Consider the following 22190-nt stretch of genomic DNA (forward strand, 5'->3'; position numbering starts at 1 on the left):
TATCCCTACCTCAAGAGGCTCAATCAATGACAATTTTTACCATCGGCTACGAAGGACTCGACATCGACGCGTTCCTGTCCCTGCTCACTCAGCACGGCATCGAAACCGTCGTCGACATCCGTGAGCTGCCCCTGTCGCGCAAACCCGGCTTCTCGAAGCGATCGCTGACAAACGCACTCAACCTTTCCGGTTTTGAATACGTGCACATGGCCGATCTCGGCTGCCCGCGACCGGTGCGGGATCGCTACAGGAACGACGGCAATTGGAAACGTTACACGGAAGGTTTCATGAAGCACCTGACGGCGCAGGAAGCCGCGATTGCCGAACTTGCGGAACGGACGGCGTCTTCGAACTGTGCACTGCTGTGCTACGAGGCGAACTATAACTTCTGTCACCGCTCGATGGTGGCGAACGCGGTGCGCGACCACTGCGGTGCCGGAGTCCGTCACATCAAGACGGGCCCCCGCACTAAAACAGCGAGTACTGCCTCACTTCCACTGGCTTTTGCTTAGGCGGGTAGACCAGACTGATGATCAGCCACTGGTCTTGGAACCGGTGCTGATTTCCCATCAGGAACATCAAGTCCTTGCTGATCAGGTCATCCTCAAGCTTGGCACGGAACTTGTCCTTCCAACCTAATGGGCCGTGGTCTTGGTACATCCTCCAGAACAGTGCGCCCGCTTCCCAATCGACGATCTTGTGCTTGCGCTCCTTCTCGCCGTCCGGCGTGTCGTACACGTAGGAGTAGTAGAAGTCGAACGGTACCTTGCGCAAGTCCCTGACCTGCTGCTTGGCCTGCGCTTCCGAGAAGAGGTCGCCCTGCATCTGGGCGCGCATCAGCTTTTCCTTCTCCTCGTCCGTCCAAACCTTGTTGCGTGCATCCTTGATCTCGAGGCCGAGCACCTTTTTGGGTCGCAGCAGTGCAATCGATAGCCCCTCATCCCGGCAGGCCTGTTCGATCTCGTCGAAGCTGCTGAATGTGGGCATCTTTTCGATCCACTCCCGTCGTTCAGCCCACTCCTTCTTGGGCGTCACATCCTCCTCAACTTTCAATGACCCGATGTCGACCTTGTGACTTTCGGGTCGATGATCTGCTGGGGCCTTCTCGACACCGACCTCGATCCATTGCCATTTCTTGAACTGTTGATCCTGTTCGATCATCCGGAACGGCACGGGATACAAACGACGCATTATTAACCAGGCAATTAAATAGCGGTTAGTGATACAATATTGGGCATGGAAAAAGTTGATGCCCGGAAATTACCCCGTGAAGCCCAAGACGAAATGCGTCGGCAGGCGATGCGGATGCGTACGGAATTGAAATTACCTTGGAGGGAAATTGCGCGGGTGGTTGGCGTCAATATCAATACGGTCATTGGTTGGTCCAAGCGTTATTCAATGGAGGGCGAGTCTGGCCTGAAATCGAAGACGCGAGGTCGTCGGTATTTGTCGGGACGGACGCTGACCCTGGCCCAGGAATGGCAATTGCGATCGGTCATCGTGGGCGAGAACCCCAAGCAATTGAGTCTGCCGTTTGCCTTGTGGAACCGGCGGGCGGTGATGCAACTGGTCAAGGTGCTGTTCGGCATCGACATGCCAATTCGCACCGTCGGCGAATACCTGCTGCGCTGGGGCTACACGCCGCAGCGCCCGATGAAGCGGGCACTGGAGCAAAATCCGGCCAAGGTTGAGCAATGGCTCAACGACACTTATCCGGCGATCGCGGCCCGCGCCAAGGCAGAGGGTGCCGTCATTTACTGGGGTGACGAAACGGCGGTCGCGGAAGATGGACACTGGCTGCGCGGCTATGCGCCGGTGGGACAGACGCCAGTTCTTGCGGCGCCGAGCAAACGGCATGGCCTGTCGATGGTTTCGGCGATCAGCAACCAAGGGCTGGTGCGCTTCGAGTTCACCGAGGAAGCCATGAACACCGATTTGTTCATTGGCTTCATGGAGCGCCTGATCGCCGACAACAGTCAGAAAGTCTTCCTGATCCTCGACAACCTGAAAGTGCATCATGCGAAACGCGTGACCGCTTGGTTGGCCGAGCGTAAAGAGCAGATCGAAGTCTTCTATCTCCCGCCGTACTCGCCCGAGATCAATCCCGACGAATACCTGAACCGGGATTTCAAAACCGAACTGCGATCCTCTGACCGAGCCACCAGCAAAAAAATGTTGCTTCAAAAGGCGAACCGATTCATGGAATTCCTCAGAAAAACACCAGAACGGGTTATGGCTTACTTCAATCATTCGGCTGTCCAATATGCAGCATTTCAGGATATTTGATTGCCGGGTTAATAATCCATCCTGACTGATGCCCGCGACGCAAGAGGTTTCGACATGCTTGGCACTGGGCGAAGGGTATGACTTCGCAAGAATCAGAATGCGCTCACGTCGAACCAGTGCCATTTTGATTACCTCCCATTATTCATTCTTGCGCTGAGCCGAGTCTTTCAGACATCGATTGGCGACGTCTTCCAAACATCCTTCACCAGGGTTATCAAGAGTCCGTGACGGTTTTCGATGGACTTCGCATTCCAAGCGAGGAACGACGCCAACTTCTCGTTGACTCTGGAAATCGATGTGTTTTGCCCAACGTCGGTCAGTTCAACCAGACTGCGGGTTAGGTAGTTCCCGCACTTCCGGTACTCAGCCTGCTTCGAGGCATAAAAGTCGTTCCCCGCGACGATGTTGATTGGCTTTTCCAGCAAGGTGAGATTGCCCAGCCGGTTCTTGTAGTCGTCGTAGGCGGCGCTCTGGTTTTCAGTCGCCCACTTGGCGCGCAATTCGGCCGTAGGGTTGTCAGGCAGGATGTGCTCGATCTCCAGCTTCGTAAACGGCTCCAGGCTGCCCGGTGTTTTCAAACCACTGAACGCCATATCAACGTGCTGGGTCAGGCGGGCAAGCAGGTAACGCGTGCGGTACTGCTGCATCGAGTACAGCGTGAAACGCTTGAGCGCATCGACGAGTTCCTGGGACTTTCCTGTCATGTTCCTCTCGAAGCGGTCGGCGACGAATGCATTGAGTTGAACCTTTTGTTTCACCGGATCGGAACTCTCGGCAATCGAGCGCAGTTCGTCAGCCCATTGGGAAAAGCTGCGCTCAAGATCTTTGGTCGGTGTCTTGGTGAAGATGTAGTAGAAAAGGAAACTCTCCAGCTGTGCCACGAAGTGGTCAAACAGCGGTTTCGGGAAATTCGCCGCCGGCAGCAGTAGGACGAAGTGCAGGCTGAACGCGCCGCCCGCCAACCGCTTGAGGCTGTCCATTGCAAGGCTGGGCTTGCCGTCATTGCCCAGCCCATTGGCGAAAGCCAAGTAGTGCTCGACGTTGCGAATGACCTTGCGAACAAACTCAAACGGCTTATTGGCGTAGTCGCACAGCGCGGCGTTGTCCTTGGCAATGAACCAGTCATAGATTTCGTCCTCACGCACCACCGCATCTCCGCGCTCGTTCTTGATGACATAATTGGCCATCAGGAAGTAGCGTAAGAAACGCAGCGGCTTTTCCTTTTCCTTCTCTAGCGGCTTGGTAATCTTCTTCCACTCGTCCTTAAGCTGGGTGAACTGCGTTTGCTTGACCTGTGTGAACAACAGGTTCTTCAGCAGGTCCATCGGGTTGAGGCCGACGCCACGTTCGTTGATGGTCTCAAATATCTTCAGCGCACTGCTGACGTCGGTGGAAATCTGGATGAACACCACGTTGTTGGCCAGATAGCCCCAATATTTCTTCAGCTTGGCCGTGTCGTCGTAGTTGTCCTTCAGATAGCGATACAGCGTGCTGTAGGCGTTGACCAGATTTTCCAGCGACCCAAAGCTCGTGATGCCAGCGGCCTGGATGCCAGCTCGCACGGCCTGTGGGTCGGCGTCCAGCTCTACCAGCTTTGCCATCACTTCGCCCGCGCTCTCGTAGCGAGGCTCCAACTTCAGGGTGGTGCACACCTCGCCGTCGCTGTCCACGTAGCTGGTCGAGATCAGCCCGGAAAGCATCTGCCGCTGTGGTTCGCCCTGGAACAGATGCTTGAGGGCGCACAGCAGCAGGAAGAAGGTGGTCAGGCGCTGCTGGCCGTCTATCACCTCGTAGTGGTTCTTCTGATCGGTTGGCGACACCAGCACGGTGCCAATGAAGTATTCCCGCGTCGTGCCTGCATCGATCTGCTCGCCGATGTCCTCCAGCAGCTGATGCACTTCCTTGTCCGTCCAGACGTACTCGCGCTGGTAGTCCGGGACGATGTAGAAGCACTCCCTGAAGGCTTCCTCGATGCTGTATTTGTGGTTTTCGATGCGGGCCATATTCTTCCTTCTTCTTCAAATCGCGGAGCGCAAAGCGACGAACTGGTTACTCGGGCCTTCCGACCGAACGATCAGATCCGCACTGTTCGACACCACGTAGGCCAGGGGCCGCTTCAGGGTGAACGGGAACAGCACGGGCAGCGACTGCAGGCTGGGCACTGAAACGGGCTTGCCGGCGTAGCGCACGGCGGCCTCGATCAACCAGGCCGTGAGTTCGTCGTTGTCGATCGGTGTTGGTGCCAGCCGGATGACGCGCTTGCCTTTCTCAACCCGCTCCACTGCGCCCCAGCTCGCCTGGCTCTGGATGACCATGTTGGTCATGCGCCGGGTGCCTTCTCGCTCTCCGTAGGTTTCGCTCATGCGGCGGTGTACTTCGGCAGACGCGCAGTCGCCCTGGATGGCGGAGAGGCGGCCCACCAGCTCGGCCACCTTGCCAAAAAATGGATAGGTCGCCACAGACATGCCCCAGCACAGCGCTGCGACCGGAATGTCCGGCTGCGTCTTGTGGATGGCCACGCCACGATCCGCGTAGTCGACCAGTTCGGCGCGTGGCTCCAGCCACAGCCGATTCAGTACGGTGCGTGTTTTCTTCTTGGCTTCCACGCCAAGCTCGGCTGCATCAAGCAGTGCATTCAGATCATTTAGCCCAGCCACGTCCGCACGAACATTCAGCGCCGCAGCCGCCCAATCAAGCTGAATGAACCGATCAAAGCCTATTTTTGGGGCTGATGAATTCATTCGGTACCAATCACATAACTGACTTTCACAAAGGGCACGATCAACTCTTCGACCGACACCCCGCCGTGGACCACCACCTGCTCGCCCTCCGGCACAAAGGCGGTTCGTCCGCCTGCAAATAGGGGCATGAAGTTCGCGGGTAGTCCAGCGATGTCCAACCTCACTGTGGTGGGATAGGCCGCAGCGGAATCGGCCAGCAACGGCTCACTCCGGTAGACCCGCACGCGCTCACCGCGCGTCTCGGCAATGACGCCCTGGTTGGGTCTGCCGACGCCGGTGGACTCCACATTGCCGTGGTCCGCCGTGAGATAGATGTGGTATCCCTTGTTCAGCAGCAGCGAGAACAGCCGGTCGACGAATCCGGTTGTCAGCCAGTTGCCGATCCACATCGCCACGTCCTTCTTGGACCGCTCCTTGTGGAGCCGGTCATCCACCTCATCGATGACTAGGCCCACCACCTTCGGGCGCCGGTCGTTCAAGTCCGCCTCAAGCACATCCAGTTGATCGACTTGGCGCAGCGCGCGTCGGTACATCACCTCATTCGAGTTGACGCCTTCGTTCTGCCAGAACATCTTCCACAAGGATTCCTCCTTGTCCGTCCGGTCGATGGAGTCGTCGAACTCTCGCGGTTTCAGGCCCGAGAACAACGCCTGGCGCGATACCGATGTCACGGTCGGTAGCCATGCGAACGCGGTTCCCTCGTCGAACGCGAATCGCTTTGTGGTGGCAATCAGGCGCTCGCGGATCTGCACCCACTGGTCGAAGGCCAGACCGTCGAATACCAGCAGAGCCACCTTGGTTTCCCCTGCGGACCGCCGATGGCGCAAGAAGCGCGGCACGTGGTGCACCATCACCGGGCCTTTGGTCACAGGCTGCAGGATCAGGTCGGCGTAATGCTTGGCCGCTACCCAGGCTTGCAGGCGCTCGTCTGACTGCGCCTGCAAGGTCTTGATCCGCTCCCGAATCACCGGCAGATGTTCGCTGCCTTCCGTGCCTGGCAGACCATGTGTGCGGGCAAGGATCTCGCCGTAGCGTTTGGCGAACTCGCTCCAGTCCTTGTGCGAAGAGGCCGCTGTTGGGGTCATCTCGATCAGGCCATCGATGCCTTTGAGCACCAAAGCCTGCAACGCCGTCGGGTCCTGAACGATCCCGGCCTTGATCCAACTCGGCATACCCGCAGGGACGCTGTGCACCGCCAGCGGATGCAAGCTGCCATCGAGGAACATGGAATCGACCAGCACCTGCACATCGGAGTGCTCGAACGGAATCTCGATCTTGGCGACGTAGTCTGGTGGTGGCGGCTCCCCTGTACGCGTGCCATCAAGCCCCAGGGTCGTCAGGTAGCGATACCACGAATCCTGTACCACCCGCAGCAGCGCACTCTTGGATGCCAGCCATGTGGCGACGGGGAGGTCCGGGAACAGTCCCTTGCCTTGAATGATGCCCGCCGCATGCTGGGCGAATAGAGGTGGCAACGAGCGATTGGCAAAATGCATCCGCAGCAGCTCACGCCAGAAGTCCACCTGGGTGCGAATGGATCTCGGCGTCAGTTGGTAGACGTGCTCGAGAATGAAGTCCTTGGACTCGTTCTCGCCGCGCGCTGACTGCAGTTCGGTCTGGTGGGCATGAAACAGCCCGGCCAAATGCTCCGGCTCGACTTGCTGTACGGCGCTGTAAGCCAGCTTCGGGAACAGATCGGCAAGGCTGAGGCGCACCACACGACCGTGATGCACGATGTCCCATGGCAACGCATTCGCATCGGCGCTGCGCAGATGCAGAACTAGCGAAGGCGCTGGCCCCGGCTCACCGCGATCCCATGCCGCACGGTAGCGCTCCTCGTACTCAGCGCGGAAGGTGAACGGGTCTTCGTACAGCATCAGCTCGAAGCCGCGACCGCGCAGCTCGGTCAACAGCTTCTCGTCGAGCAAAACATCGTCAGGGTCGCATGCCACCCACAGCCGGGTGAGGTCGGCCGTAAAGTGGCTCAGGATGCGTTCCGTCCAAAGGCTCATGCATCACCTCCGACGCGCACCATCATCACGGCATTCAAATCCGGAACGCTGGCCTCCATGTCATCGAGGGCTGCCAAGCGTGCATCGTGCTCTTGTTGCAGTCGCTTGCGCCGGTGCTCGCGCACGGCGGGCAGGCCGATTCGTCCAATGGCCTGGCCTCGGGCCTCGAACGCATACACCGCACGTTCGCGCTCTTCCTTCAGCCGGGCGCTGTGTTCGGTCAGCAGTTCGGTGAAGATCCGTTCACCCTGGGTACTTGCAGCGGCATACGATGCCTCGAACCACTTCACCGACTCCTCGGCACCCGTCACGGCATGGACGTCCACGGTTTCAGTGAGCAGCAGATCCCAGACGCGCTTGGCGGTCGGCACAAATGGGCGGCCTTCCTCGTTGATGAACACCGGCAGGAAGCGCTTCCGGCTCAAGCCTTCAGCCGCCAGACTAATCTCCCACAGCGACCAGATGCCGTGTACCGAACCTGGCAAGCCGGTCACGCGGATCACCGGCAGCGGCTGCCCGGCGACAAAGCGCGGCAGCTCGCTGATCACCGCCCGGGCGCGTGGGTCTTCCATCGTGACCCATTCCAACTCCGGGTTCTCATCCGCCGTGCGGGCGTCAAAACAGGCCTGCGCCGACTCGCTGCCGTCCGCCCACTTCACTCGCCACGCTTTGCCAACCTTCGCTGCTGAGCCTCCGCGCGCAGCCAACCCGCTGGTGATGGCACGCTCCAGCCAGAACTGCGCCGGGTGGTCGCGCCACTTGCGGGCATCGTCGGCGTCCAGATCGTGCTCGGTAGTGAGCAGGTCGCTGTTCTTTTTCGACTCCGCCAGGGTGGATCGCAGTTGCGACACCACCGCGTCGCACTCCTGTTCGATGGCGTCTGGGTTCTGCAGGCCATGCACGAACAGCTCGTCGAAGATCGGGTCGGCCTCGACCGAATCCATCACGTCGGCCGCCTTGTCGACGCCAAACTCCTGCGCGATCACCTCCAGCTTTTCCTCCAGCACCTGGCGCACGCGGTGCTCCACGGTGTCTTCAAGCACGAAGTTGATGGCGCGAACCACATGCTTCTGCCCGATGCGGTCTACCCGGCCAATGCGCTGCTCGATCCGCATCGGGTTCCACGGCATGTCGAAGTTGACGATGACATGGCAGAACTGCAGGTTCAGACCTTCACCACCGGCATCGGTCGAAATCAGCACGCGCACATCCTTGGAGAACACCTGTTGTGCCCGCGTGCGCGCTTCCAGGTCCATGCTGCCGTTGAGCGTCGCCACCGAGAAGCCACGGCTCTCCAGGAAATCGGCCAGCATGGCTTGAGTAGGCACGAACTCGGTGAAGATCAGCGCCTTCAACGCCGGGTCGCCTTCCTCTTGCTGCAGCTTGTAGATCAGCTCCAGCAGTGCCTCAGCCTTGGCATCGGTGCCGGCGGCCTCGGTTTCCCGCGCCAGCTCTAGCAACATCTCGACTTCGGACTTCTCCAGCTCCCAGCCGCTGGACTGCATGGCCAGATCTACTTGCGACTGGCCGTCGAGGTCTGCCCACTCATCGGCGCTGGTATTCTCGAACAGGTTGGCTTGCGGCTGCGGTGCCTCCAGCAGGGCCTGGCGCTTTTCCAGTGTGGTGCGAATAGCCGCCGTGCTCGATGTCACCAGCCGCTGCATCAGGATCATCAAAAAACCGATGTGGCGCTGCTTGGCCGCCATGGCCTGGTTGTAGCCATGGCGCACATAGTCCGTCACCGCCTCATACAGCCGCTGCTGCGAGCCGTGGCGTGCCTGCCAGGCCACGGCCTGCAGCCGGGTGACGCGCGGCTTGAACAGCGGCTGGCCTTCGGCGTTGATGGACACACGCTTCTCGGTGCGGATAACGAAGGGGCGCACCCGGTCACGGTTGACGCTGCTCTCGTCCGGAAACGCTTCGCGGTCCAGCAACTGCATCAAGCGCATGAACTGGTCGGTCTTGCCCTGGTGTGGGGTGGCCGACAGCAACAAGAGATAGGGTGAGGCTTCGGCCAGCGCAGCACCCAGCTTGTAGCGGGCAACCTGCTCGGTGCTGCCACCCATGCGGTGGGCTTCGTCGATGATGACCAGATCCCACGACGCTGAGATCAGGTCCTCGAAGCGCTCGCGGTTGTAGGAGTTGAGTTGCTCCAGGCTCCAGCCGCGACGGCCTTCCAGTGGCTTTACCGAATCCAGCGAGCAGATCACCTGATCGTGCATGCGCCACAGGTTTTCTTCCTCGCCAGCGCCGCCGCTGCGCCACTGCCGGAAGGCAGCCAGCTCGGACGGCTCGATGAACTGGAACTTCTCACCGAAGTGCAGGCGCATTTCGGCTTGCCACTGGCGTACCAGTCCTTTGGGCGCCACCACCAGGATGCGCTTCACCCGGCCGCGCAACTTCAATTCGCGCAGCACCAGGCCAGCCTCGATGGTCTTGCCGAGACCCACCTCATCGGCCAGCAGGTAACGGATGCGGTCGCGGCTGATGGCGCGGTTCAGCGCGTAAAGCTGGTGCGGCAACGGCACCACGCTGGACTGGATCGGCGCCAACAGCAGGTTGTCCTCCAGGGCATCCAGCAGCTTGGCCGCCGCCGTGGTGTGCAGGATCTGCTCCACGCTCGGGCGCACGCTTTCCAGTACAGCAAGGTCCGCTGCCCGGGCGCGCACCACCGCGTCCTTGGCCGGCAGCCAGACGCGGTAGGCGACCTCGCCCCACACGTCCTGACGTTCGATCACACGGCACGGCGATGCCTGCCGGGTGAACCAGCACCAGTCGCCGATGGTGAACCCGCTGCCTGCCACGCTCAGATCCCGTCTTCGGTACGGGTCAGCGCGAGGTCATAGAGGGTGAGCAGCTTCTCGTCCTCTTGCAGCGTTTCCTCTGGCAGCTTGTTGGCGATGCCGATGATGGTCTGGTAGTCCTTGGCTGCCCATGCCGCGCGGAACCCGGCGCGCAGAACTTCCAGACGCGACTCCTTGATCTTGCGGCCGGAGAAGGCTTTGTAGGTCTCGAACTCCTTGAGCAGCGCCTTTTCTCGCTTTTTCTCCAGGTCCTGCGCTTTGTTTGGATCAGGCACGTACCAACGGTCCTTGGCCTTGGCGATTAGCGCTGGGTCACTCTTGTCGAGACCACGCTGGTCTTTATGGTTCGAGGAGAGATAGCTGTGGATCTGGCTAGGCACTTCACCTGTGCCGTCGTATTTCAGGAAGTTATCCTCAAGCAGCTGGTCCAACTCCGGAATGATTTCGCCCTTGCGCTTGGCAGAACCGATCTGCGGGATGTACTCGGGGTGAATCTCTGACCGAGTTGATGGGCGCTTGAGCAGGAAGTTGGTCAGCCAGTCGATGGCGCTGCGTTCGTCGGATACGAACAACTCCGCCTGCTTCACCTGCGGTATGCGCGATCGCGCCTTCTCGTACTCGACCAGTTGGTCGGGCAAAAACACCATGCCATCCATCTCGCGGAAACGAACAGGCAACTCAGCCAAAAACTCCGGCGTTGAAATCGGCACCATTGCGCCGTGGCGGATGAACCAAGAGGCCATTCGGTCGTATATACGACGCGGGTCTCGCTCAACTATGTTCAGTAGCTCCTGAGGATAGCCGTTTGTTACTTTGACGACCGGCAACTGTTTCAAATGAGTCTGCACGAAGTCCCACACAGACTCGATTGTTGCTCCACTTCGATTAAAGCGATCTTCTAGTCCTCCGTTCGGCTTGTAAGCGGAGATAACCAGATCCTGCTTGATTGCGTTTGGCGAAACTACTTGCTGAAAGCTGAGATGAACCTTGTCCAGCGTTGTAACCTCCGCTACGACAAACCCAACTTGCTGCAAAGCGACTTGAATTGCATTCCAGACTGCAGCACGACTATTTGAAAAAACAACAGTCATCCAGCGCCCTGGCTTCAGCACACGATAGTACTCAGCGAAGCAGCGATGCATGAGACGCTGGTACTCAGACACATCTTTGTTCTTTACTCGATCAACAATCGCCTCAGGCGCAGAGTCGCTAATAACGCCATACCAAGACTCGACCAGATAATTCAGATCCGAGTAATAGATGTTTTCGCCAAATGGAGGATCTGTGAAGATGTAGTCAATGCTGGAGTTCGGCAAACCAGAAATATTTGCTGCGTCGCCCGCCGAAATTATTACGTTGTCACCCGCACCATGAAGCCTGCCCCAAGCACTCTTCTCCATTCGTTTAATTCGATTAATGCTCCCCTGTAGCAGATCGAAAACATTGGCTTCTGCGACCAACGACGAAACATAGAAAACACCTGTCAGAGGAGAGTTGCCGAACGACGACGCAGGGCGGTATCGGTTCATAACCGAAGCATTTACGAACTGATGCTGTGCGATGATTTTCAGGGCTTTCCTAATTGACACATCTTTAACCGCGCTTACCTTTTCGAAGAATCGGGATAAGACCTGAATCGTTCGAGGAAGAAATAGGTCGTGAACATGAACAACGTTCGTAGTCTTCATGCGCCCAACACGCATCATCTGCATATCAGGGAAAGCTATGCTAGGAGCGTTTTTTGGATGTGGAAGTGCCGCTATTTTTTCGAGAATCTCAAGATCTTCGGGATCAACAGGCTTAGTGAATTTCTTCGATCCGCAAGTCATCTTGATCAGAACGGGTCTTCTTCTGGGGCGCTTTTTGGATTCCATCGTCGCGCCATCCAAAATTGTATCGAAGGCTAAATCCAGATCTTTCTTACCAAGATCCGCCCCACAATGAGGGCATGCGAATGAGTCTTTGACCCTCTGCGATTCATCATCGAGCGCATGATCCAAAAAGACGATCTCGCCGGCGCACTCCGGACAGGTAAACACCTCCGACCAAACGGTGAAATCAATGTCGCCAAACTTTCCATCCAGACTCGACGCGTACATCCAGCCGACTTCATTACGCAACTCATCCAGAATTCTTTCCGCCTCCGCGAGGAAACTGTGAATTTCGAAAGGAAGGTTGTAATTGGCAGCGATAAAAGTCGCGGCGGGAGACAAATCGTTCAAAACGGTCCGCCGAACGCCCCATTTTGGCGAAGGCCTCCCCTGAGTCTTCCATTCCGTTTCCAACTCATGCCTGTAAGCATTCGGGGCGGCACCACACCACTGAGCCGCAACGCCTGTCATTCCTGAGCCACAGAAGCCATCGAGCACGATGTCACCTGGCTCTGTGTAATGCAGGATTGACGGAACGATCGCCAAATGAGGAACTTTCGTGTGATAGGAGTGCGCTTTGTAGATGGGATCGCTTTTCCCCACCGAAGCATCAATAGCGAGGGGCTCACGACTGTACTTAACGCTCGGGTCGTAAGGCTTGCCGTAATGACGGACAAAGTCTGCAATGAATGGATTTGGGCACGCGGTGTAATAGGGCGGATCGGACAGCGCCAATATGGCTTCGTCAGTACCCTTAGGAAAGCCCTTTTGCTTGCGAAACTCAGGCTCCCTTAGCTTCTCAGCGAGAAGTTTGGTGAAATGCTCACGACGGGCATTGTCATTTGGAAATGTCTGGCCAAGGCATTCGACCGGGCCAGTTGCGCCAGTTTTCTGGCCGTGCAGTAAGTCATTCATCCGTTCGTTCCTCAAATTCTTCTTGTCATCGCTGTATCGCCAGCGCCGAGTTTTGGCTCATGTCTGTTCGTCACTCGATCACGAAGCGCAGCTTGGTGGCGTCCTTGCCCTTGCAGCGCTCGTTCATGAACGTGTCGAAGCGCTTGCGCAGGTCGTCCGGCGTGGCCGGCGAGCCGCCTTGCAGCAGTGCCTGCTTGATCTCGTCGCCCTTGACCGCGATCTTCTCCAGCCCCGACAGCGCCTCTTGCACGGCATTGGCGAACTCGGTGGTCATCGGGTCCGGCAGCTTGCGTGAGGCCAGGAAGGCGTCGATCAGCTTTTTGGACGCCGGCGGCAACAGGCCCAGGCTGTCCTGCGTGAACGGGTCTTCCAGGTTCTCCAGCAGGGTCTGCTGCCAATTGGCCAGCAGTTCGTCCAGATCGTCATCCAGCTTGTGCAGGCGGTTGGCCGCCGGGATTAACTCCAACTGCTCGGCAGACGGGCGGAACTGGCAGTGCGGGCAGACGGCGGCCGTGACCAGGGTCGGCTCGTCCAAGGATGAGCAGCTCTTCAGGCCGTTGAGGGATTCCTCGAAGGCGGTGAGCTGGCTGGTGGGCATCAGCGACACGCCGGCCAACACACGCAGCGCCAGCAGGCGATCGTCCTTGCGCAGGGCGTTGCGGGTCTTGTCCTCGGCCACGCCCAGCCGCGCCTTGCTGTGGCTGGCGATGTAGGCGGTGATGTAATCCTTCTTGAGCTGGTTGAGCGTCTGCCGGTATTCGGCGGCGTGCTCGGCGGTGCGGTCCTGGCTCAGCTTGTCCTGCAGCGCCTTGCGGGCCGCTTCAGCCTGCTTCACCCAGGGGTGCTCGGCGGGCAACACCATCTCGGCCTGCGAGAGGTAGGACGCCGTGCTGCCCAGTTCCACCACCAGTTCAAGCAGACGCTCGACGGCGGCCAGGATCTCCAGATTCTTCTTCTGGCCGTCCAGGTCTTCCTGCGTGACGCGCAGGTTCTTGAGCTTGCCGACGGTGTTGTACGGCGCCAGCGACTCGGTGAACTTCTTCAGCGAATCCAGCCGGGCGTGCCAGTCTTTGGCTTCTTCTTCACGCAGCAGGTTCTGTCCCCAGAAGCCGAGCTTGCCTTGCTGCAGGTCGGAACCGGCCTTGAGCACGCGCGGCACCAGGGCGCTGACTTTCTCCTGCAGTTTGATGACCGGCTCGGTGTCGCCCTGGCTGGCCTTCTGGGCAAGGCCGGACGGCAGGTCGAACAACTCGAACAAGGCACGCAGCACCGCGAGGTTGATCTCCTTGGGCGCCTCGACGTGCTTGAACTGCTTGAGTTCTTCCAGCGAGCGCTCTGCAAGCTGCACCAGCTTGCCGGAGTCGATCTTGTCGCCGGTGATCGACAGCACGATATCGCCGGAGTAGACGAGACCACCCAGCACGGTGACCAGCAGATCCGGTTCCAGCCGGTATTTGATCGGCGCGAAATACTCGACGTCCGATGTGCCAGACAGCAGTTCGCTGCGGTTGAGCACCTGGCCGTGACCTTTGGCCTTGAGGCGGCTGAGCACTTCCTGCGCGTAGCGGGAATTGGCGGGGTCGACGCGGTCACCATCGAGCAGTTCCAGCGCATCGAGGATGGCTGCGGCATCCTTGGTGCGCGTGCCGCCTGCTAGGGCGCGCAGTGCATTGCCCACCAGTTGCTTGCGGTTGGCCTCGGTGACCAATACGGAGAAGGTAGGGTACTCGGGCGAGATGTCGGCAAAGCGCTGGCCCAGTGCCAGGCCGGAGACGATGTTCACCACGTCGCGGAAGTTGATGCGCTCGTCCGGGCCCAGTCGCGCGCGGTCGCGCAGGGACACGCCCTTGGACCAGTCCTGCAGCGTCTTGGTCTTGCCCTGGTAAGTGACCTCGAACGCGGTCATCTGCTTTTCCTGCAGCCACTTGCTCATGGACCGCAGCGAATCCTGGGCCTTGGACAGGTAGATGGCCTTCGCGCCGCCGCTGGCAGTGGACGCCAGGTCCAGTGCCGCCGCGTATTGCGACAGGTAGCGCTTGTAGTCCTCGTCTGGCGACTTCAGGCGGAAGAACACCTCGTCGGCCAGGTTGTTGTCGCTGAACTTCGGCTTGTCGAAGGGCTGGATGAAGTAGATGTAGAAGTCGCGTTCGGGCTGAGCGGTGGGGCGATCGTTCGGGGCGCCAAAGAACAGGTAGCCCATGCGCTCGGCACGGCGCTCCTGCCACTCGATCTGGTACTGCCAGATCTGGAAGCCGGGGTAACGCAGATCATCGCTGCATTCCATCAGCGCCTTGATGGCGCTGTAATAGGCGCGGTCCAGCGCATCGTCGGACAGTGCCTCGGCGCGTTTTTCGATTTGCGCGTCGTAGTCGATGTCCTTCTTGAGGTCGAGGTAGTACTGCTCGGTGTCCGGCGCCTTGGAGATGAACTGGCCGTTGACGGTCTTCAGCACTTCCCGCAGGACGGTCTGGACCATCGACAGCAGATTCTCGGCCGGATCGCCCGGCATGTCCTCCACGCCCGGCTGGAACAGACACAAGGCGTCGCGCAGCTCGGCAGCCGTGGGGCCGATGGGCACATGGATGTCGCCGCCGGTGGTCAGGCGGTGCACCGCCAGCGCGTTGATCACGCGCAGCGCCATGGCCTTGTAGGCCGGGCGCGTGAAGGCCTGCTGTACGCGCGACTCCAGCACTTCGGAGACGCGCATCACTTCCTTGATGTTCGGGTCGGCGCGCAGGACCGAGTTGGCCTTGACGGTGTTCCAGAAGCTCTCGTAGCTGATGAACAGCGGCTTGTCGGCGGGTACTTCCTGGTCGAGGATGGCCAGCATCGCGGCCTCGATGGTCTTGAGTGCGCCGCGCTTCTCGGTGAAGTGGATCTGCTCGAAGGTCTTCAGGTAGTCCGGGTGAACCGGGAACAGCCGGACGTATTCGTCCATGCGCTCGTTCATGGAGCCGTAGAACTTGGCGAACGGCGTGAGGTATTCGCGGATCTTGTTCTGCTGGTCGGCCGTCTTCTTGAGCAGGCGCGCGGAGACGACGAAGCTGACGTCCTGACGGTCGATCAAGATCTGGGTGAAGCGTTCGTTGACCCGGCGCATGCTGTCGGCGACGTGCTGGAAGCGCACGCTGTCGAAGATGGCCTCCTGCACGCCGGCCACGAAGCGGAATTTCAGGTGCTTGGTCACTTCGCCGATCTGGCGCAGGATGGCCAGGTCGCGCACCAGCTCGTGGTCGCGGCGCGACTGCAGGTACTCCAGGAACTCGTCGACGACCAGCAGCACGCCTTGGTTCGGGAATTTCTCGCCGAACGCGGCCATCATTTCCTCGAACGACTCCTTGTTGTTCAGCTCCTGGTCCGCTGCCGGGAAGGTGTAGCTGACGCCGAGCTTTTCCAAGAAGCGTTCGAGCTGCTGCGTGATGATCTGGCGCAGCGGCATTTCCAAGCCGCCCACCTCGATGCGCAGTACCTTGAAGCGGCCAGCGATCGGGGCGACAGCCTCGGCGACCTTGGCGTGGCGGATCATCGGTGCGTAGGCGGCATCCTCGGCCACCAACGACAGCACCGACATCAAGTGCGACTTACCGGTGCCGTAGTTGCCGACGATCAGCACGCCCTTGTGGTCGACCGAGTCGTCGAAGCTGAGCTGGGGAACCATGAGCTTGGAGATCCGCTCGGCCATGTCGTCGGAGATGACGTAGGTCGAGACGAGCTTCTTGGCTTCGTCCGGACGCCCCGCATCGAGTAGTTGAATGACTGACTCGATCTGCTCGAACTGGATCAGATCTCCGTATTTCATGTTCTTGGCCATATGGTCCTCGCTTCCCCTGTACGTCAAATTTCTAGAACGACCACGCCGTCACGGCTGTAGTCGCGATGTTCTGGGTGGCTCATGTCGGCGTAGATCAGCCGATCACCCCGCAGCTCGCCCGGCCACACGGCCACGACGCGCTTGGAATGAGCCAGCCGCCTGACGAGGTCAAGCGGGTTGATCTGCAGGCCCGGCTCGAACAACAACTCCAGGTTGTCGAGCAGCAGCGGGTCTTCAGTTCGTTCCTTGTCCGCGATCTCCCGCAGCAGTTCGCCTGCCGAGAAGCCGCGCTTGTTGTTCGGCGTGGCGGCCAAACGGCGCCCCAGCTCCAGGCCGACATTGAGCGGCTCGAGGTTGAGCTTGGCGCTGAGTTGGCGCAGCAGTTGGGTCTTGCCACTGCGGCTGGGACCGACCAGCAGGATCAACTTGCTGTTGAGGTCGCCGATTTCGCCGATGAGTCGTTCGAGTTTTGCGAGCATGCTCATCCCCTCAGTCCGACTCGGCTTCAAGCCGTTGTTGATCAGGGGAGCGGTAGCCCGGCGCCAGCACGGCATTTCGCACGCCGTAGATGGCCAGGTGGTCCTTCAGCCACAACCGATACTCGTGCCCGCGCAAGCTGTGGTCGGGCGTGCAGTCCACACTCCATTGGCGAAGGATGTAACCGGCGGTGGCTGCCCGTAGCTTCATCCGCAGCACGCCACCCTGCATGCTGTAGTCCATCTCGGTGATCTCCGGCCGGGGTTGATCCGGGTGCGGCACCAGCTCCAGCTCGACGATCCGGGTCCACTGAATGTCCTGATCGCTCATCTCGTGGGGCGCCACTGGCTGCCCCTTGAGCACCACCGGGCGCTTGATCCGGGTGATGACGAAATCCCGGAACTCTTGGGATTTCCGGTCGAAAGCGCGGACATACCAACGGAGGCCGTTGTCGATCAGCGCGAACGGGACGATCTCCCGCTCGGTGCGGCCACTGGAGATGGAGTGGTACTCGATGCCGAGCGGACACTCCTGGTGAATCGCACGGGTCACGCTCGCCAGCCCATCCAGATCCGGATGCGTGAGCCGTGACGGGCTCTCGCTGGCCACCCACGCCTTGAGCCGCATCGGCTCACCATCGCCAAAGCCCTGGGTCAGCCACGACAGCACCCGCTCCGGGGGGAAGTCGAAGATGGGCCGGAAGTCCGGCCCCAGGACGTAGGACTTGCCCTTGGGGTCGTAGTCGATGTTGCCGGGCGCCAAGTCCTTGTACAGCGCCAGATCCCTGGATGCGGCGGCGGACTGGATGCCAAACCGCGTGACCAAGTCCTGACGGCGTATCTCCCCGATGAAGCGCACGCGCAACTCCACGAACGCGAGCCGGTCGCGTTGTGGCTGGGTTAGATCTGCAAGCTGTTCGTTCGACATCCTGGCTGGCTCGTTCGGGTTAGCGAATGCTTGTACGGGTTATTGCGGAAAGTATATGGTCTGCTCTAGAATCTGTACATAATTCGATTATGATTTGTTGATTAGCCGCATTGTGATAACCACATGCGACCCGCTGACAAGAAGACCGGTACGGCCACCATGCAGACATTCGCGGACCTTCACATCAAGCCAGAGACGCTGGCGCGGCACGATTTCAGTCTCGGGATTGAGCTGATGATCGCCGGCATTGCATGTGTTCATCAGTTCTGGGGAGGGCGTTGAAAATGGTGGGATCGAAGGATGTCTCGACGTCATCCGCCATGCTGCGCGTCCTTACGCTAGACGGCGGCGGTGCCAAGGGCTTTTACACACTGGGGGTACTCAAGGAAATCGAGGCTATGGTCGGGTGCCCACTGCACCAGAAAATTGATCTGGTTTTTGGGACCAGCACGGGCGCGATCATCGCGTCACTGATTGCGCTTGGCCACAACGTCGATTCCATCCTGGAGCTTTACCGCAAGCACGTGCCTACCGTGATGTCACAGAAGACCGCCTCGGCCAGGTCGCAGGCATTGAAAAATCTGGCGTGCGAGGTCTTCGGCAATGCAACGTTCGATGATGTGAAGACGGGTGTAGGGATCGTCACAGCCAAGTGGCTGACCGAGCGCCCGATGATCTTCAAGGGCAGCGTTGCCCAAGCGCATGGACGTGTCGGCACGTTCGTCCCGGGCTTTGGTGTAAGCATCGCTGACGCCGTCAAGGCATCGTGCTCGGCTTACCCGTTTTTTGAGCGGACGATCGTAAGGACATCAATGGGTGAGGACATCGAGCTGATCGATGGCGGGTACTGCGCAAATAACCCAACACTGTACGCGATCGCCGACGCAGTCCAGGCACTTCAAAGTGACCGAAAGGACATTCGACTGGTGAGCGTTGGCGTGGGCGTCTACCCCGACCCGAAGCCAAGTTTCCTGATGAGGATGGCGAAGAAATATCTCGTTAGCGTGCAGTTGCTGCAGAAGACATTGGAGATCAACACGCAGTCGATGGACCAACTGCGGCAGATCCTTTTCCATGACATACCGACCATTCGGATCAGTGACTCCTACGTCACCCCTGAAATGGCGACCGATCTGCTGGAGCACGACCTTAATAAGCTGGACATCTTGTTCCAGCGAGGGCGGGAGTCGTTCGCGTCACGGGAGCAGCAGCTTCGCGAGTATTTGATATAGCCAGGGGGGGAATATGCCTATTTCGGAATCACAGCTCGAAACGTGGTCCCATCAGGGATCAATCACCCAGTCGAGCAACACCTATAACGCGATCAAAAGCGTCTTGGAGGCCAGCACCACGCCCTACGCCGGCAAAAATTTCAAGGTGTTCCTTCAGGGCTCATACGGCAACGACACGAATATCTATGCCGAGAGCGACGTGGACATCGTCATCCGGCTCGATGACTGCTTCCATAGCGATCTCGAATCACTGTCCGATGACGAAAAGTCGGCCTACAAGCAGGCATTCAGCGACGCGACCTACACGCACACCGACTTCAAGCGGGACGTGCTGTCGGTGCTTGAAGAACAATACGGATCAGCGGTGAAAACTAGCGACAAGGCGATTGCCATCGACGCGAGCGGTTCACGGCGAAAGTCGGATGTGATTGTCGCGACGCAATTCCGGCGGTACTTCAAGTTCCGCTCAGCGAGCGATTCAGAGTACGTCGAAGGCATCTGCTTCTTCAACGCTGCCGGCGAGCGAATCGCAAACTACCCAAAGCAGCATTCTGCGAATCTGACGGCAAAGCATCAAGCATCCTCAAAGTGGCTAAAACCCATGGCCCGCGTGTTCAAAAACATGCGCAGCAGACTGGTCGAAGGAGGCTTGATCGATGCCGGTATTGCGCCCTCGTACTACATCGAGGGTCTGCTGTACAACGTACCGAATGAGAAGTTCACGACCAGCTATCAGGACTGCGTCGCCAACATCATCAACTGGTATCGGCAAGATGCAGCCAAGACAGACTTGGTTTGCGCCAACGAACAGTACTACTTGCTGCGTGATGGCTACCATACCTGCTGGTCTCAGACGGACTGTGATGCACTTGTCGAAGCAGCGGTTGATCTCTGGAATCAGTGGTGAGGAGAGAAAGGCATGGCAAAACCCGTCGAGATCGGACCCCGCAGCTTCCGGACCCAGAAAAGCGCACTGGATCATTACAAGGCCCTGCTTCACCGCTACCAGGACGGGGATCGCATCTCTGAACCAGTGGACCACGCCGACCTCGTGGCGCTCATCGAACGATATGAGCCGATTCTTGACGAGGTCGGTGAGCCGGCGAAGGGTTGCGGCCAGATCGATCACTTCGAGCGGCGCCTGAACACCGGGATGGGCTGGAGCAACTCCGGCTTCTGGGTGGTGCGCCAGGACGGGTCCGCCACGGACTTTTCGTACATCTGGGCCGTCAAAGGTCTACCAGGGGACCGGTCGAAGGACTTCTACGGCGCATGCCGGGAGGCTGTCGCACTCGATCTCGTTCTGGCCAAGAAGCGTGCCTTCGCGGAGCATGGGGACGCTCATGGGTTGGTTGCGTGTGAACTTACTGGCGTGATGGTCAGCATCGACGACGCCCATCTGGATCACGCTTGGCCGAACTTCTCGCACATCGTCTGTGGATTCCGGGCGGCCAGGGGCTGGTCAGGTGACATCCCGGACGGAATCGTTTCCGCCCCGGCTGACGGGCAGACGACGCCCACATTCGTCGATAAGGCAGTCGCGGATGCCTTCCGGGACTACCACCACAACCAGGCGATGCTGCGGATTCTCTCCAAGTCGGCCAACCTCCAAACCGCCAGCCAAGCTCGAAGACCTAAGATTGCAAGACCAGTGCGGTTGACTTGACCGACTGCGGACGCGGGTTCAATTCCGCAAATGGGATTCGAACTGGCGACCCGTCCGATGTGCTTGGCTGATGACCTCGACCAGGCGTAACTGGTAGGATTGACGGCAGTAAGGACTGGTTTCCGCACCTTTCCGCAGGAGTTCGCGGCGGTCCGCACTCGCCTTAAGAATGGGTTTGAACCGGGGTCCCGACTGCACCACCATAAATTCAAAGGGTTAGGTCATTGACCTAAGCCTTTTTTCTTGTCTTAGTCAACCAAGTGTCAACGGCGAAAAGAGGTTAAACCCTTGGGCTTTTTCCAGGAGGGCCAGCCCCATATGGACGTGACGTATGATTGCGCTCACACAATCATGACAATGAAGTCTGCAAGCAAAGCGAGCCCCTTTTCGAACCACGCAGATCATACAGGGCGCTAGCGCTGACCCGCCCCTGCCCCGCCTATCTGTTGCTGTCAAAGAGGTCCAGATTATCATCATGATCCAGACAAGCATGCAATGAGAGGCAGCCCCTCTTAGCCGACTTAGTGTCCCTTATGCAAACGCGATAATTTTTTTGAGCCACTTTCTTGCACTTCTTCTTCGCGGGCTTACCCATCGGCCCTTTGCATTGAATGCGATCAGCTCGATACCTGATTCCGCAATCTGAAACGGACTCATAAAATCCATCCGTGCAAGCCTCGCATTCCTCATCTATATCAGCAAAACAGTTGGTCGACATTGCAGCGGCGACCAGAAGAACAAAAAAACGTATAGACAACTCTTTGCGCATTATATTAACCCCACATATACCATCGACCCCACTATTAATCTAGCCGTGCGACCGGTCCGCGTTATCTCTTTATTACAAATCTCACTTTTCTCCCGACAACGGACAATTGCGATCACAGCGGCTACCGCATAGGGGCAGCCTAATATGTTTCGGCATCTTTCAGGCAAATTGCAAAAACAGTAAGCTTGCTATTTTCCTGACTCAATTCGTCATTGCGCGTCACTGCAACGCTCCACGAATTATTCGTTGCATCTGGCGCGTTCTTGATGATGGTCCATGAGGTGGTAGTCTGCATCCCATCAGCAGCCGTAATCTCATAGCCTCCGCTCAGGAGCGCGCTGCCGGACGGACATTTAGCGCTTGCATCCAGCCTTACACTGGCACCAGAAATAGAAGATGTCACTTCAGTAACCTTGTCATGCTCCGTTGTGCAAACGGTTGTACCATCGTCCTTAATCTCTGTAATCGCTGAGCCTTCGGGACACGTCGTACTTAAATTATCTTCAAGCGCATTAATTTTACCTTGTAAATCGTTAAATGGCCGCCCATTCGGTGTGGAGCCGTTGTTTCCATTGTTATTATTTTTCTTCGCCATGGCGGGCGTTGCTTTCATGACCGAAACAGAAAAAAATACTGCAACAACGATATAGAATCTATTCTTGATTAACATTGTGGGTTC

The 22190-nt window shown here is 58.5% G+C and carries 16 protein-coding genes; 6 read left to right on the forward strand and 10 right to left on the reverse strand.

From position 1 onward, the window contains the following. Nucleotides 1–26: 26 nt before the first annotated feature. A complete protein-coding gene (locus tag OOT43_RS09295) occupies nt 27–512 on the forward strand; it encodes a DUF488 domain-containing protein (protein WP_266024630.1) in 486 nt (161 codons plus the stop codon). Here OOT43_RS09295 and OOT43_RS09300 read toward each other — a convergent pair. Continuing rightward, nucleotides 469–1191 (reverse strand): hypothetical protein, encoded by a 723-nt coding sequence (locus OOT43_RS09300; RefSeq protein WP_266024631.1) that lies wholly within the window; start codon nt 1189–1191, stop codon nt 469–471. The genes OOT43_RS09295 and OOT43_RS09300 overlap by 44 nt on opposite strands. A 45-nt stretch (nt 1192–1236) precedes the next feature. Here OOT43_RS09300 and OOT43_RS09305 point away from each other — a divergent pair, with 45 nt between their 5' ends. Further along, nucleotides 1237–2286 carry an IS630 family transposase gene (locus OOT43_RS09305; protein WP_266024632.1) on the forward strand — a complete coding sequence of 350 codons (1050 nt, stop codon included), beginning with the start codon at nt 1237–1239 and terminating at the stop codon, nt 2284–2286. A gap of 167 nt (nt 2287–2453) precedes the next feature. On the opposite strand, the gene OOT43_RS09310 is transcribed toward OOT43_RS09305, so the two are convergent. The 8 genes from OOT43_RS09310 to OOT43_RS09345 all read right to left on the reverse strand — a co-directional run bounded on the left by OOT43_RS09310 (nt 2454) and on the right by OOT43_RS09345 (nt 17775). After that, nucleotides 2454–4289: a DUF262 domain-containing protein gene (locus OOT43_RS09310; protein WP_266024633.1), complete on the reverse strand. Its 1836-nt coding sequence runs from the start codon at nt 4287–4289 to the stop codon at nt 2454–2456. Between the two features lie 15 nt (nt 4290–4304). Continuing rightward, a complete protein-coding gene (locus OOT43_RS09315) occupies nt 4305–5027 on the reverse strand; it encodes a hypothetical protein (RefSeq protein ID WP_266024634.1) in 723 nt (240 codons plus the stop codon). Continuing rightward, complete coding sequence (gene pglZ / locus OOT43_RS09320; protein WP_266024635.1) at nt 5024–7039, reverse strand: BREX-3 system phosphatase PglZ; 2016 nt, start codon at nt 7037–7039, stop codon at nt 5024–5026. Before pglZ ends, OOT43_RS09315 begins: the two co-directional genes overlap by 4 nt. Then, nucleotides 7036–9843: a DEAD/DEAH box helicase gene (locus OOT43_RS09325; RefSeq protein WP_266024636.1), complete on the reverse strand. Its 2808-nt coding sequence runs from the start codon at nt 9841–9843 to the stop codon at nt 7036–7038. The genes pglZ and OOT43_RS09325 overlap by 4 nt, the downstream gene beginning before the upstream one ends. 2 nt (nt 9844–9845) lie before the next feature. Beyond that, complete coding sequence (locus tag OOT43_RS09330; protein ID WP_266024637.1) at nt 9846–12629, reverse strand: DNA methyltransferase; 2784 nt, start codon at nt 12627–12629, stop codon at nt 9846–9848. A gap of 70 nt (nt 12630–12699) precedes the next feature. Then, nucleotides 12700–16428: a DUF6079 family protein gene (locus OOT43_RS09335; RefSeq protein WP_266024638.1), complete on the reverse strand. Its 3729-nt coding sequence runs from the start codon at nt 16426–16428 to the stop codon at nt 12700–12702. A gap of 35 nt (nt 16429–16463) precedes the next feature. Then, complete coding sequence (brxF, locus tag OOT43_RS09340) at nt 16464–16925, reverse strand: BREX-3 system P-loop-containing protein BrxF (protein WP_266024639.1); 462 nt, start codon at nt 16923–16925, stop codon at nt 16464–16466. A gap of 4 nt (nt 16926–16929) precedes the next feature. Next, complete coding sequence (locus OOT43_RS09345; RefSeq protein ID WP_449406835.1) at nt 16930–17775, reverse strand: WYL domain-containing protein; 846 nt, start codon at nt 17773–17775, stop codon at nt 16930–16932. A 192-nt stretch (nt 17776–17967) separates the two neighbouring features. Between OOT43_RS09345 and OOT43_RS09350 the strand changes: the two genes are divergently transcribed. The 4 genes from OOT43_RS09350 to OOT43_RS09365 are packed head-to-tail and all read left to right on the forward strand — an operon-like array spanning nt 17968 to nt 20742. Next, nucleotides 17968–18126, forward strand: coding sequence for a hypothetical protein (locus OOT43_RS09350; protein ID WP_266024641.1), 159 nt, complete (start codon nt 17968–17970; stop codon nt 18124–18126). Between the two features lie 2 nt (nt 18127–18128). Further along, nucleotides 18129–19076, forward strand: a complete 948-nt coding sequence (locus OOT43_RS09355; RefSeq protein ID WP_266024871.1) for a patatin-like phospholipase family protein — start codon at nt 18129–18131, stop codon at nt 19074–19076. A gap of 13 nt (nt 19077–19089) precedes the next feature. Then, nucleotides 19090–19983 carry a nucleotidyltransferase domain-containing protein gene (locus tag OOT43_RS09360; protein ID WP_266024642.1) on the forward strand — a complete coding sequence of 298 codons (894 nt, stop codon included), beginning with the start codon at nt 19090–19092 and terminating at the stop codon, nt 19981–19983. 12 nt (nt 19984–19995) lie between these two features. Beyond that, nucleotides 19996–20742 (forward strand): DCL family protein, encoded by a 747-nt coding sequence (locus OOT43_RS09365; RefSeq protein WP_266024643.1) that lies wholly within the window; start codon nt 19996–19998, stop codon nt 20740–20742. Nucleotides 20743–21650: 908 nt separating this feature from the next. Here the strand turns inward: OOT43_RS09365 and OOT43_RS09370 are convergent. Beyond that, the gene (locus OOT43_RS09370) at nt 21651–22181 is read right to left on the reverse strand and encodes a hypothetical protein (RefSeq protein ID WP_266024644.1); all 531 of its coding nucleotides are present in this window, start codon (nt 22179–22181) and stop codon (nt 21651–21653) included. Nucleotides 22182–22190: the final 9 nt, after the last annotated feature.

The sequence above is a fragment of the Methylococcus mesophilus genome, from assembly GCF_026247885.1.
Taxonomy (GTDB): domain Bacteria; phylum Pseudomonadota; class Gammaproteobacteria; order Methylococcales; family Methylococcaceae; genus Methylococcus; species Methylococcus mesophilus.